Source organism: Mesorhizobium sp. 2RAF45, assembly GCF_052115225.1.
In the GTDB taxonomy this organism is placed as follows: domain Bacteria; phylum Pseudomonadota; class Alphaproteobacteria; order Rhizobiales; family Rhizobiaceae; genus Mesorhizobium; species Mesorhizobium jarvisii.
The window spans coordinates 179,553-192,585 of sequence record NZ_JBFRGG010000006.1; the positions used below are offsets into that span (position 1 = coordinate 179,553).

Genomic DNA, 13,033 nt, shown 5'->3' on the forward strand with positions numbered 1-13,033 from the left:
CCAGCGCCTTCGGGAGCCCCCCGGGGGCAGGCCCTATCGGGTTGGGATGAAAATGCCGTCGATAGCGGGGGCGGCGTCTGTCGATACCATCCCGCGCGCCACCAGGTCCTCGAGATGGGCAAGTACCGACAGTCCGGCGGCACCATGCAGCCGGGGATCGGTGTCGCGATAGATCGCCTTCACCATGTCGGGAATCGTCCGGTCGCCGGCTCTGACCCGCTCCAATATGGCCCGCTCGCGCATCTTGCGATGGGTCTTCAGTCCCCGCATGAAAGCGCGCGGCTTCGTCACCGGCCCGCCGTGCCCAGGCAGCAGCAGGCGGTCGTCGCGCTCGATCATGCGGTCCAGCGACGCCATGTAATCGGCCATGGCCCCGTCCGGCGGCGCGACAATCGATGTCGCCCACGCCATGACATGATCGGCCGAAAACAGGATGCCGGTTTCTTCCAGCGCGAACACCGCGTGATTGGCGGTGTGGCCGGGGTTCAGAACCGTACGGATCGCCCAGCCGTCGCCGGCGACCAACGCGCCGTCCGGGAGTGCGATGTCGGGAATGAAAGCGGTGTCGGCGCTGGCGTCGAGCGCATTGGTCTCGCCGATATGCAGTGGCCTCGCCGGCCGGTGCGGCCCTTCCGCCATCACCAAAGCACCGGTGCGCTCCTTCAGCCGGGCCGCCAGCGGGGAATGGTCGCGATGCGTGTGGCTGACGAAGATATGGCTGACCGGCCTGCCGGCGATCACACCGAGCAAGGTCTGAAGATGCGCCTCGTCATCCGGCCCGGGATCGATGACCGCCAGCGTGTCGCGCCCGATGACATAGCTGTTGGTGCCATGAAAGGTGAAGGGGCTGGGGTTCCGGACCGTGACGCGCTGCACGTCCGGGCCGACGTTCACGCCCTGGCCGTAGTGCGGATCGAAGCTGGTATCGAATTTGAGAGCCATGTCGGCACATTGTTCCCGGAACGGCAAAACCGATTGCCGCATAGCACGCAAGCCAATATAGGAAAACGCAGGATCGCGATTATAGGATCGCGCTAGACCGAATGGGGAAGACCATGGCAACTGCAACGACGATGCGCCCGCTTGTTTCTCTGGCTTTGCCGCAGGAAGGCGCGGCGCGACTGGCAACACAGCTTTTCCTGGCGATTGCCGGAACGCTGCTGCTGACCCTGTCGGCCAAGACCAAGGTTGTGCTGGGGCCCGTCGACATCTCGATGCAGACGCTCGCCGTCTTGCTGATCGCCGCCGCCTTCGGCCTTCGCCTCGGCGTCGCCACGCTGCTGCTCTACATGGCGGAAGGCGCCATGGGCTTCCCGGTCTTCCAGGGCACGCCTGAGAAGGGCATTGGCCTTGCCTACATGGTCGGCCCGACGGGTGGCTATCTCGCGGGCTTTGTCGTCATGGCGGCGATTGTCGGCTGGGCCGCGGATCGCGGCTGGGATCGCCACCCGATCAAGCTTTTCAACGCTATGCTGGTTGCCGAAGTGGTGATGATGGCGATGGGCTTTGCCTGGCTGGCGTTGCTGATCGGCCCGGAAAAGTCCTGGCAGTTCGGCGTCGTGCCGTTCATCGTCGGCGACCTCATCAAGGTTGCGCTGGCGGCAAGCCTTGTGCCGGCCGTCTGGTCGCTGCTGAAACGCTCCTGAGGTCTGTAGGAAGATTGGCGTGCCATAGACGTCAGGGATCCATTCCCGAGGATGGGCGCTTCCGATGAAGGTTCTGGTCACCGGCGCCGCCGGCTTCATAGGCTATCATGTCGCCAGGCGGCTTCTGGAGCGTGGCGACGAGGTTGTCGGCATCGACAGCGTCAACGACTACTATGACCCGCGGATCAAACAGGCGCGGCTGCGGCTGCTGGCCGAAGCCAGCCAACGCACCAATGCCGGCTATCATTTCCTCCACGGCAATCTTGCAAACAGCGAAATCGTGGACGGCTGCTTTGCCGCTCACGGCTTCGATCGGGTGATCCATCTCGCCGCCCAGGCGGGGGTACGCTACAGCCTGGAAAACCCGCGCGCCTATGTCGAAAGCAACATCGTCGCTTTCACCAACATGCTGGAGGCTTGCCGCAATGCCGGCATAGCGCACCTGACCTATGCCAGCACCTCGAGCGTTTACGGCGCCAACACCGACATGCCGTTTTCCGAGCACCGCCCGGCCGATCATCCGCTGCAGTTCTACGCCGCGACCAAGCGCGCCAACGAGCTGATGGCGCACAGCTACAGCCATCTGTTCGGGCTGCCGACGACCGGGCTGCGGTTCTTCACCGTGTACGGGCCTTGGGGACGCCCCGACATGGCGCTGTTTCTGTTCACCAGGAGCATTCTGGCCGGCGAGCCGATCAAGCTGTTCAACAATGGCAACCATACGCGCGACTTCACCTATATCGACGACATCGCCGAAGGTGTGATCCGGACCAGCGACAGCCCTGCAGCCGGCAATCCCGCCTGGGATTCCGGTCATCCGGATCCGGCAACGAGCAGCGCGCCCTGGCGCATCTTCAACATCGGCAACAACAATCCGGTGAGGCTGACCGCCTATGTCGAGGCGTTGGAAAGCGCGCTTGGCCGCAAGGCCGTCATAGAACTCTTGCCGCTGCAGGCCGGCGACGTGCCGGACACATTCGCCGACACTTCCGCGCTGCAGGAGGCTGTTGGCTACCGCCCCGGCACGTCGGTGTCAGACGGGGTAGGGCGGTTCGTCGAGTGGTACCAGGCGTATTTTGGGTAGGGGTGGCGGAGGTCATGTCCTGGCGTGCGAAACAGACCTCTCCTGTGCCGGGTGCCGCATTGACAAGCCATTGAATGAAACCTAAGCACGGTCGATCAGGGCCGGGGGGCTCAGCATGTCAAGGAGAGCTTCTTGAAAGGAATTATCCTTGCTGGAGGCAGTGGAACGCGTCTTTATCCACTGACATTAGCAGTCTCTAAGCAAATCCTTCCGATATACGACAAGCCGATGATTTATTATCCGCTGAGCGTACTGATGCTCGCGGGAATCCGTGAGATTCTGATTGTTTCGACACCGCGTGATCTGCCGGCTTTTCGTGATTTACTCGGCGACGGATCGGAGTTCGGGCTGGCGTTCTCCTACGCCGAGCAGCCGCAGCCCAATGGTCTTGCGGAAGCTTTCATTATCGGCCGTGATTTCATCGGCAAAGACAGTGTCTCGATGATTCTTGGCGACAACATATATTTCGGTGACGGCCTGTCGCAGCTTTGCCGCGCCGCCGCTGCGCGCGAAGCGGGTGCTTCGGTGTTCGCCTACCATGTCGAGGATCCCGAGCGCTATGGTGTTGTGTCCTTCGACAGGGCAACCGGAACCGCGCTGACGATTGAGGAAAAGCCGCAGAAGCCGAAGTCGAACTGGGCTGTCACCGGTCTCTATTTCTACGACAATGACGTGGTCGACATCGCCCCGACGATCCGCCCCTCGGCGCGAGGCGAGCTCGAGATCACGGCTGTCAACAATGTCTATCTCGAGCGCGGCAAGCTGCACGTGCACCGTTTGGGACGTGGCTATGCCTGGCTTGACACCGGCACGCACGACAGTTTGCACGAAGCCTCTTCTTTCGTGCGCACGATCGAACATCGGCAGGGCATCAAGGTTGCTTGCCCTGAGGAGATCGCCTTCGAGCAGGGCTGGTTGACGGCAGAGCAAGTGCTGCAACGCGCAACTCGGTTGGGCAAAAATGAATATGCCGCCTATCTGCGGCGGCGCGTCGCCGATCTGTTGGAGGGCTAAGCTTTGGAGATCAGGTCCCTCGGCATCGATGGCGTGCTGGAAATCGTTCCCAAGCGACATGGCGATGCACGCGGCTTCTTCATGGAAACCTACAATGCCGAGCGGTTTTCGCAGGCGGGCATCGACTTGGTTTTCGTCCAGGACAACCACTCCTATTCCGCTACGGCAGGCGTCTTGCGAGGGCTTCACTACCAGCTCGAGCCGCGGGCCCAGGACAAGCTGCTGCGCGTCATTCGCGGCAGTATCCTCGACGTCGCAGTCGATATCCGCCGTGGTTCGAAAACCTTTGGGAAGTGGGTCGCCTGCGAGATTTCGGCCGAAAAGGGCAATCAGATTCTGGTGCCGAAGGGTTTCGCGCATGGCTTTGTGACGCTCGTGCCCGACACCGAGGTTCTCTATAAGGTTACCGACACCTATTCGCCCGAGCACGATCGGTCTGTTCGCTTCGATGATCCCATCATCGGCATCGAATGGCCTTCAGTGGCTGGCGGATTCCAGCTTTCGGACAAGGACCTCAAGGCGCCGGTGCTCGCCGAGGCCGAAGTGTTTGCCTGATGGGCATGAGGATAGCGGCATGAATTTTCTGGTGACAGGCGGGGCTGGCTTCATCGGTTCGGCGGTGTGTCGGCATCTGTGCGCCAATCCGGCCTATAGGGTGACCAATCTCGACAAGCTCACCTATGCCGGCAACCTGGCCTCGCTGCGGCAAATCGAGAACGCGCACAATTATCGCTTCGCCCAGGTCGATATATGCGACGAGAAAGCGGTGCTCGACATAATGCGCCGTGACGATATCGACATCGTCATGAACCTTGCCGCCGAGAGCCATGTCGACCGCTCGATCGATGGGCCTGGCGCCTTCATCGAGACCAACATCGTCGGCACCTACCGCATCCTCAATGCGGCGCTCGAATACTGGCGCGGCCTTGCCGACGACAGGAAGGGCCGCTTCCGCTTCCATCACGTGTCGACCGATGAAGTGTTCGGCGACCTGCCTTTCGATGGCGGCATGTTCGTCGAGGAGACGCCTTACGCGCCGTCCTCGCCCTATTCGGCCTCGAAGGCGGCCTCGGACCATCTGGTCCGCGCCTGGCACGAGACCTACGGCCTGCCGGTCGTGCTCTCCAACTGTTCGAACAATTACGGCCCCTATCATTTTCCCGAAAAACTGATCCCGCTCGTCATCCTCAACGCGCTCGACGAAAAGCCGCTGCCGGTCTATGGCGCCGGTGCCAATGTGCGCGACTGGCTGTTCGTCGAGGATCACGCCCGAGCCCTGGAACTGGTCGCCACCAAAGGCACGCCGGGCGAGAGCTACAATGTCGGCGGCAATTCGGAGCGGACAAACCTCAGCGTCGTCGAGACGATTTGCGACCTGCTCGACAGCAGGCGTCCCCGGGCCGGCGGCAAGAGCTACCGTGACCTGATTTCCTTCGTCACCGACCGCCCCGGCCATGACCGCCGCTATGCCATCGACGCATCGAAGATAAGCCGGGACCTCGGCTGGGTGCCCAACGAGAATTTCGACAGCGGCCTGGCCAGAACCGTGGACTGGTACCTCGACAACAAATGGTGGTGGGGGCCGATCCGCGAGCAGAACTATGCCGGCGAAAGACTGGGTGAAGCCCGCAAGGGGGCCGCGTGAGGCTCGTTGTCACCGGACGCGAAGGCCAGGTTGTGTCGAGCCTTCTGGAGGCCGGCCAGCTTGCCGGTGTAGACGTCATCGCCATTGGCCGTCCGCAGCTCGACCTGGCAAACCCCGACACCGTGATCGAAGCCATTGCTGCGGCCAGGCCTGACGTCGTCGTCTCGGCTGCCGCCTACACGGCCGTGGATCAGGCCGAGGATGAGCCCGATCTGGCATTCAGGGTGAACGCCGTCGGCGCCGGCAAGGTGGCGCAAGCCGCGGCGCGGCTTGGCGTTCCCGTCATCCACCTTTCGACCGACTACGTCTTCGACGGCAGCGCTTCCGGTAGCTATGTCGAAACCGATGCGACCGCGCCAGCCAGCGTATACGGCGCTTCCAAGCTCGCCGGCGAACAGGCGGTGGCCGCCGCCAATCCGCGCAACCTGATCCTGCGTACCGCCTGGGTCTACAGTCCGTTCGGCAAGAATTTCGTCAAAACCATGCTTCGGCTTGCGGCCGACCGCGACGAGATCTCAGTGGTGGCCGATCAATGGGGAAATCCCACCTCAGCGCTGGATATCGCCGATGCGATCCTGCATGCCGCGGCCACGCTGCACCGCAACAAGGACTTCGCCGCGTTCGGCATCTATCACCTGGCCGGCACCGGCGAGGCCAACTGGAGCGGCTTTGCCCGTCATATCCTCGACACGAGCCGAGTGTCTGGCGGTCCTTCAGCGCGGGTCCGCGACATTACGACGACGGACTACCCGACCAAGGCGCGACGCCCTGCCAATTCCCGGCTATCGAGCGCGAAGTTCGCCTCCGCCTTCGGCTGGTCTGCGCCGGACTGGCGGCTTTCGACGGAAGCAGTGGTGCGTCGGGTCCTGCCCTGAGAGACGCGAACCCGCGCAAGGCAAAACCGGCCACCGGTGCAGGGCAATACCGGCAAGCTCAGAACAGATGTCGGTCAATGTCGGCGCCCCCGCCATCCGGCTCGTGACCAATGCATAATGGCTCCCTGAGCGAGTTCGCCTGAACGCCATGAACTCGGCGCCGCCCGGAGCTCCTCGCGCCGTTTTTGTCAGCCGCAAAAACAGCTTATTTTGCCAAAGCAGGTAGCGCGCGGAAGCAAAGTTCTTTAGGTCCATATGGAATACGGCAGCCTATCAGCCTTGCGGAAAGAAGAGGGTGGATTGTCAAAGCTTATTATTCAAATCCCATGCTTGAATGAGGAGGGGACGCTCGCCGTCACACTGGCCGATCTGCCGCGTCAGGTCGCGGGTTTCAGCACGGTGGAATGGCTCGTAATCGATGATGGCTCCACCGACCGCACGGTCGAGGTCGCCCGGGAAAACGGCGTCGATCACGTGGTCTCGCTGCCCCATAATCAGGGGCTTGCCAAAGCGTTCATGACCGGCATCGAAACCGCGCTGAAACTGGGCGCGGACGTCATCGTCAACACCGATGCGGACAACCAGTACGATGCCTCCTGCATTCCCGATCTCGTCCGGCCAATACTGGAGAAAAAAGCTCAGATCGTCATCGGCGCAAGGCCGATCAGCGAGATAGAGCATTTTTCACCGGTCAAGAAATTTCTGCAGAAGCTTGGCAGCTTCGTTGTCAAGCTTGCCAGTGGCACGACGGTCCCTGACGCCCCGAGCGGTTTCCGGGCCATTCATCGCGACGCGGCGATACAGCTCAATGTCTTCAACCGCTATACCTATACGCTGGAAACGATCATCCAGGCGGGGCGCAGGAACATCCCGATCACCTCGGTGCCGATCCGCGTCAACGGCGATCTTCGACCCTCGCGGCTGGTCAAGAGCATACCGAGCTATGTGCGGCGCTCGTTGATAACGGTCGTGAGGATTTTTGTCGTCTATAGCCCGCTGCGCTTCTTCTCGACATGTGCGGCAATCGTCGCCGCGCCGGGGGTGATCGGGGTTATTCGGTTCCTTGTCCACTATTTGATGGGCGAAGGCAGTGGCAACATCCAGTCACTCGTTCTGTCCAGCGCCTTGCTCGCGATTGCCGGCATTCTTGCGATGAGCGGCATCATTTCCGAGCTCATCGCGGTCAACAGGCAATTGCTTGAAGAAATAAGGATCAGGCAATTGCAGCAAGAGTATGGTGCAAGGGCCAGGGTCCGGTCGTTTGCGATGGAGAGCAAAATCAAGAAAGAAAGTGTAGGCGGAACGATATAAGATGAATGATACGCCGGTCGCTTACGATAACGTTCCAGGTAATTACTATGATAAGTACAACACCCGGAATCCGGTTGCGCGATATTTGATGGATGGCTTTTTAAGTAGCTTCGATGCGTTGACGGCCGAGACAGGCGTTCGCAATGCCTACGAGGTCGGCTGTGGCGAAGGAAATTTGTCCATTCGACTTCATGATCGGGGGTGGAACGTCCGCGGCAGCGATCTGGAAGGCGTCAGTGTTTCGCAGGCCAATGAGCAATGCGTCAAGCGTGGGATAGCGCCGTTATTTGAAACGCGCTCGCTTTTCGAACTGACGCCGCAGGCGAACTCCGCTGAGTTGGTAATATGCTGTGAGGTTCTCGAGCATGTTCCAAATACGCAACAAGCGCTCTCGGTCCTGAAATCGCTTGGCAAGCCGTATCTCCTTGTCAGCGTGCCGCGAGAGCCGATCTGGAGGGTCCTGAATGTCGCCAGGGGAAAATATGTAACCCAGTTTGGCAACACGCCAGGGCATATCAATCACTGGTCATCCGCGTCTTTCATCGATCTGTTGAGCAAGACGCTAAAAGTCGTGAAAGTCAGCAAGCCTTTTCCCTGGACCATGGTCCTTTGCCGCTGTGACTGAGCCAACGCAGACGGCACAGCCACCCAAAAGCAGCAGGCTCAGGCTAAAGTCTTTCGTTCGCCTTGGAGCGGTGACCGTCAGTCTCGCGGCGCTCGTCTTCGTGGGGCTGGCGATCCATCGCTCCTTCGGCGATGTGCAACGCCAGTTCGTTTCCCCGCTCTTCTTGATCGCCATATTGGGGTGCGCTGTCGCTTATGCAGTCATTCTGCAACTGGTCGGTATCGCCTGGTACCGGTTCCTGGTTCTCGTCGATGGGGCTTCGTTTGGATTGGGTCGTGCGCTTGCCATTTTTGGACGGATACAGGTTTACAAATACCTGCCGAGCAATGTGATGCATATGGTTGGTCGTTTTGCCCTTGCCCGCAACGCCGGGGCGTCGAACAGAGCGCTTGCCGTTGCCCAAATAGGTGAATTGTCCATCACCGTTCTGGCTGCCGGGGCGTTGGGTGCATTGCTGGCGGGGCCGATTTTCCAAAGCGCGTATCGACAGTATGGTCCACACAATCCTACTTTGACTTTGGGATTGGTCGCCGCCGGTCTTTTGGCGCTTGCGATCGGGATGGGACTATTTTTCCGCTTCAGGATGGCCGACATCGGTGGCAGAGCGCTTGTGGTATGTGCTGAAGCGTTTTTCCTTTATGCACTGTTTTTCATTGGCAATGGGCTGCTGATCGTCGCGCTTTCTAGGACCCTGAACGATACGAGCCATATGGCCGAGTTGATCGGCATAGGAGCGGTGGCCTGGCTCATTGGCTTTGTCGTTCCGGGCGCGCCAGGCGGGCTTGGCGTGCGCGAGGCCGTTCTGATCATGGGGCTTGCTGCCGCGGGTCTGCCGGCCCCATCGGCCACCGCGGTTGCCCTCGGCAACCGGCTTGTCACCGTTCTTGGGGATTGCCTGGTCGCCTTGGTAGAGTTGGCTATCCGAAAAGGGAAAAGCGCATGACGCGGCAAATGACGGCGACATCCGTGCAAGACACCCATATGCCGGACCGGGTTCCGCTTTTGCGACACATCATTTCGATGGTGCTTCTTTTCGCTCTTGTCCTGGGGATCGTGGGCGTGAATCCTTTTCGGCAAACGCTGGCGCCGATGGATCTGCTGTTGGCCTATCCAGGATGGGACAATGCCGGGATCGACACTCCACTTGTCAACATAGAGCGTTCCGACGCATTGGATCATCGGCTGCCAAACTGGCGGGAGTTCAGGCGAGAGTTGCGGGAAGGGCATATCCCACTATGGAACCCCCTCCATCAACTCGGTGCGGCTGGCATCCAGGCACCGATTTATGAAGGCCTTTCAATACCTTTTTTAGTTTATGCCCTCACGCCGAACGAGGCTATGGGTTACACGTTCGCAATTCTGTCGAATTATCTCCTGGCTGCTTTCGGCGCCTATTTTCTGTTGTTTTTCATGTTCGGAAATCGTGTGGCCGCGGTTTTTGGTGCCATGGTATTTGCATTTTGCGGTTTCAACATCGCCTGGGCACATTGGCCGCACGTGACGACCGGCGCTCTAATTCCATGGGTGCTCGCTACCCAACTTCGATATTGGCAAACAGGCCGTTTGAGTTGGGCCTTGGGGTTCTCCTTCAGCGTGGCCCTGATGGCCCTGGGCGGCTTTCCATTTGTTGCCCTCCTTGGAACCCTCTCATCTCTGACACTGGCGGTCATACTCCTCTGGACCGAACTCTGGAGCGCCGGCATCAACCAGCTTGCGATCAGGCGAGCTATGGGGCTGGGATGCGCAGGTATTGCCGGTGCGTTCCTCGCCCTTCCAGGTCTCTTGCAAGTCAAGGGCATTCTAGGTTCAACTGATCTATCGAGCCGAACAGGTGGAACGTGGTTCACGCCCTACGATATCATTTATATGTTCGGCTTCGACTTTGTGAATCATTTCCGCGTTGAGCGCATCTTTTCGGCTGGAGCACCTGCCGCTCTCCTTGCTCTTCTTGCACTATGTCTTATTTTTAAGTTTCCTAATCGGTTTGCTTTTTTTGGGCTAATCGTGGCAATATTCATGCTGGCGACTGTTTTTGGGGCGGCGCCCGCCGAGTTAGTGGAGGCAATTCCGGGGTTTGGCTTCAATGCATGGAGCAGAGGGTCAATATTATTCGGAGTGTCGGCAGCTATATTGTCGTCTTACTCACTCTCAATCATATTACCTTCTATGGAGTCTGTATCGCCTTTAAAAATTAATTCGTCTTATAAATTGCATGCAGTGCTATTTCTGTGTGTATTGCAGGCAATTAATCTAGGATATTGGTTCAGGCAGTATAATGCGAGACCTGATATCGATACGTTCTTTCCAATCACTCCATCTTTATCCTATGTTTTATCTAAGATTTTGCCGGGTCAAAGTGTTGTAGCGGATAACAGCTTTCATGTATCTGGTTTTCTATCAAATTATGGATTGCCAGAGTTATTTGCTCATGGCTTTCGTACCGATGCTCAAAGAAAGATAATCGCGGACATATTGCCTTCCTTTCAGACAACATACACGGCATCAGTCATTCAATGCTCCGACATTAATTTCTCCAGCCGAGACATTACCTACGCCGCGATCCGTTTCCTCCTTATTAAAGACAACTGTGTCGACTTGGATTACGAAACCGCTGGCACGGGTCAGCGAGCTACTCTCCCTCTTAACAGCGGTGCCCTTAACGGTGACTTGTTAATCGACAAGTCCATGAACGCTACGAATGTACAGGTGCTGCTCGCAACCTATGATCAGGATTTCGCCCCTTCGGCAGTGACGCTTGATCTTTACCGGGATGCACTCCTCGTAGCCCATGCTGAATTGCCGCCGGAGGCGATACGCAACAACCAATTCGCCACCTTTCGTTTCAATCAAGATATCCCTCTTACGGCCGGAACCTATCGGTACGTCATTTCAATGATCAAGCCGGATAGCGAGAAGCCGCTCAGTGCATGGGCCTTCGAAACCGCTGGAGGAGCAACTTATCGAATTGGGTCGAGTGTATTTCCCGGCATGCCAATGATTAAGATTGGCGACAGGGTTCGTACTCCACGGAATTTCTCGACGGCGTCGGTAGAGCCGGGCATTAGCGTTATCGAAAATCATGCGGTTTCAGGTTCCGCCTATTATGTGAATGATTTGAGCGGACAACCGGACGCGGATTTTGGCCCTGTGCACCTTGCGACATATCGACCGGATGACCTGACGGTGGAATATTCGGGCGCAACCCATGGATGGGTCGTTTTCCCAATTCGCATCAATGAGGATTGGCGAGCCACGCTGGATGGAAAGCCTGTGGAATTGAAGAAGTTTCTGGAGTTTTTTCCCGCTGTGGAGGTGAGCGGACGAAGCAAGATCCGTTTCTATTACGATAGCAGTCACTTGCTGAAAACGCTGGAGCTTTGCATTGCTGGTTTTGCAGCATCAGTCATTCTCCTAATCATGGTAAATCGCAGAACCTCTGGGTCCCAAACGGGTTCTTTGAATGCGGCTGAATGAGCATCGGACTAACGGGCGGCGGAATATGCTTCGCCCCCCTGGGTCAGGGCGTTAGTCTAAACCACAACCTGGTGAGTGATATTACACCACCGCCGGGGACGCGATTCCAACCGAATATGCAGCAGCGACTCTTGACGTTTTTTGTGATGTCAGTTCATTGCCGGACTGTCTGAAGCAGGTAATGTTTGATGACAACAGGGCAAGTTTTGCGACACTCGATATAGGAGGAATTGGGTTTTGGCGGATCAAGCGTCGCAGGGAATATTTTCTCCCGCCCTTCGTTTGGCGAGGATAACCAAGGCTCGGCCTTGGTTGCGTGGCGACACACTTGACGTCGGGTGCGGAAGCGGAGCGCTCGCCTCGTTCGTTGAGGTGGATCAATATTTCGGATACGACTACGATGCGGATTCGGTCGAGTTGGCTCGCCAGTCCTATCCAAAACACCAATTCGGCACTGTACTTCCTGAAGGCCGGCGATTTGACACAGTCATTGCTCTTGCATTGCTGGAGCATCTCGAGGATCCAGCAGATCATCTCAATGAGTGGCGATCGCTTCTTGCTCCGGGCGGTCGCATTGTATTGACAACGCCGCACAAAGCATTCCGGAGGGTTCACGATCTGGGGGCCGCAGTTCGTCTATTCAGCCCAGACGCTGCCGACGAGCATGAGGAAATGTTCGATCGGACTTCGCTAGCGAAGTTGGGCAAAACTTGTGGCATGCGTCTGTCTCATTATGAGCGATTTTTGCTGTGGGCCAATCAGCTGGCAGTCTTCGAGCCGGTTCCCGATTAACTGAATAACGCTGGATTCCAACCGGCAGGTAGAATTACCGCGTTTACACCCAGCACGATGCGCAACAATTCGTGTTCCAAGTTGGGTATCTATAGTTCGTGAAAGCTGGGAGGCCGTCGCCCAGTCGCCAAAATGTGAACATTTGTGGGGCGGCAGAGCCATGACGCTGGCGACGACGCGAACCAAATCAATGCAACTGTCATGCCGAGTATGTCGTGAAACGCAGCAAAAGGCAGCACGTCTTTAGCCCACAAGCCGCCTAAAACGAGCAGATAGCGGACAGCTTTTGATTTTTGCCCTCACCACTTCCTGCGTTGCTGCRACCGCAGTACCTATCCGCCAACAGTGTCGCCACCATTCACCATCCATCGCTGATGAAGGTTTGAATTTGACATTTGAGAAACAGCCCTGCGTAAAGCAGGGCTCAAAACTTCAAATTCACTCACCAGAGCGGATGCCGAACTTGACGTGTGAATCCCGATCCAGCTGGAGCTGGACCTCTTTTGTCTATTCAAATGGGATCGACGCTGATAACGAACGGCCAAGTCAATGAAACGGGAATGCTAT

12 protein-coding genes are annotated in these 13,033 nt (G+C 57.9%); 11 read left to right on the forward strand and 1 reads right to left on the reverse strand.

Going from position 1 to position 13,033, the window contains the following annotated elements; translation table 11 throughout:
* Positions 1-33 precede the first annotated feature (33 nt).
* Complete coding sequence (locus AB4Z43_RS18530; protein WP_441938678.1) at positions 34-942, reverse strand: MBL fold metallo-hydrolase; 909 nt, start codon at positions 940-942, stop codon at positions 34-36.
* 113 nt (positions 943-1,055) lie between these two features.
* Between AB4Z43_RS18530 and AB4Z43_RS18535 the strand changes: the two genes are divergently transcribed.
* From AB4Z43_RS18535 to AB4Z43_RS18585, 11 genes are all read left to right on the forward strand, one after another.
* Positions 1,056-1,646, forward strand: a complete 591-nt coding sequence (locus AB4Z43_RS18535) for a biotin transporter BioY (RefSeq protein WP_027046626.1) — start codon at positions 1,056-1,058, stop codon at positions 1,644-1,646.
* A 64-nt stretch (positions 1,647-1,710) separates the two neighbouring features.
* Positions 1,711-2,730, forward strand: a complete 1,020-nt coding sequence (locus AB4Z43_RS18540; protein WP_441938679.1) for an NAD-dependent epimerase — start codon at positions 1,711-1,713, stop codon at positions 2,728-2,730.
* A gap of 132 nt (positions 2,731-2,862) precedes the next feature.
* Positions 2,863-3,744: a glucose-1-phosphate thymidylyltransferase RfbA gene (rfbA, locus tag AB4Z43_RS18545; RefSeq protein ID WP_038645459.1), complete on the forward strand. Its 882-nt coding sequence runs from the start codon at positions 2,863-2,865 to the stop codon at positions 3,742-3,744.
* A gap of 3 nt (positions 3,745-3,747) precedes the next feature.
* Complete coding sequence (rfbC, locus tag AB4Z43_RS18550) at positions 3,748-4,299, forward strand: dTDP-4-dehydrorhamnose 3,5-epimerase (protein WP_019857026.1); 552 nt, start codon at positions 3,748-3,750, stop codon at positions 4,297-4,299.
* 19 nt (positions 4,300-4,318) lie between these two features.
* Positions 4,319-5,389 (forward strand): dTDP-glucose 4,6-dehydratase, encoded by a 1,071-nt coding sequence (rfbB, locus tag AB4Z43_RS18555; protein ID WP_019857027.1) that lies wholly within the window; start codon positions 4,319-4,321, stop codon positions 5,387-5,389.
* Entirely contained in the window at positions 5,386-6,264 is an 879-nt protein-coding gene (rfbD, locus tag AB4Z43_RS18560) for a dTDP-4-dehydrorhamnose reductase (protein ID WP_441938680.1), read from the forward strand. Before rfbB ends, rfbD begins: the two co-directional genes overlap by 4 nt.
* Positions 6,265-6,564: 300 nt before the next feature.
* Positions 6,565-7,575: a glycosyltransferase family 2 protein gene (locus tag AB4Z43_RS18565; protein ID WP_236952108.1), complete on the forward strand. Its 1,011-nt coding sequence runs from the start codon at positions 6,565-6,567 to the stop codon at positions 7,573-7,575.
* A 1-nt stretch (position 7,576) separates the two neighbouring features.
* Positions 7,577-8,200: a class I SAM-dependent methyltransferase gene (locus AB4Z43_RS18570; RefSeq protein ID WP_038645467.1), complete on the forward strand. Its 624-nt coding sequence runs from the start codon at positions 7,577-7,579 to the stop codon at positions 8,198-8,200.
* A gap of 70 nt (positions 8,201-8,270) precedes the next feature.
* Positions 8,271-9,143, forward strand: coding sequence for a hypothetical protein (locus tag AB4Z43_RS18575; protein WP_441938681.1), 873 nt, complete (start codon positions 8,271-8,273; stop codon positions 9,141-9,143).
* Positions 9,140-11,674, forward strand: coding sequence for a hypothetical protein (locus AB4Z43_RS18580; protein WP_441938682.1), 2,535 nt, complete (start codon positions 9,140-9,142; stop codon positions 11,672-11,674). The genes AB4Z43_RS18575 and AB4Z43_RS18580 overlap by 4 nt, the downstream gene beginning before the upstream one ends.
* Positions 11,675-11,911: 237 nt before the next feature.
* Complete coding sequence (locus tag AB4Z43_RS18585; protein WP_084791438.1) at positions 11,912-12,466, forward strand: class I SAM-dependent methyltransferase; 555 nt, start codon at positions 11,912-11,914, stop codon at positions 12,464-12,466.
* Positions 12,467-13,033 lie beyond the last annotated feature (567 nt).

Excerpts from the sequence above, each read along its gene's own strand:
- AB4Z43_RS18570 (WP_038645467.1), top strand. The coding sequence starts at position 7,577 with ATGAATGATACGCCGGTCGCTTACGATAACGTTCCAGGTAATTACTAT.
- AB4Z43_RS18530 (WP_441938678.1), bottom strand. The coding sequence starts at position 942 with ATGGCTCTCAAATTCGATACCAGCTTCGATCCGCACTACGGCCAGGGC.
- AB4Z43_RS18535 (WP_027046626.1), top strand. The coding sequence starts at position 1,056 with ATGGCAACTGCAACGACGATGCGCCCGCTTGTTTCTCTGGCTTTGCCG.
- AB4Z43_RS18580 (WP_441938682.1), top strand. The coding sequence starts at position 9,140 with ATGACGCGGCAAATGACGGCGACATCCGTGCAAGACACCCATATGCCG.
- rfbB (WP_019857027.1), top strand. The coding sequence starts at position 4,319 with ATGAATTTTCTGGTGACAGGCGGGGCTGGCTTCATCGGTTCGGCGGTG.
- AB4Z43_RS18540 (WP_441938679.1), top strand. The coding sequence starts at position 1,711 with ATGAAGGTTCTGGTCACCGGCGCCGCCGGCTTCATAGGCTATCATGTC.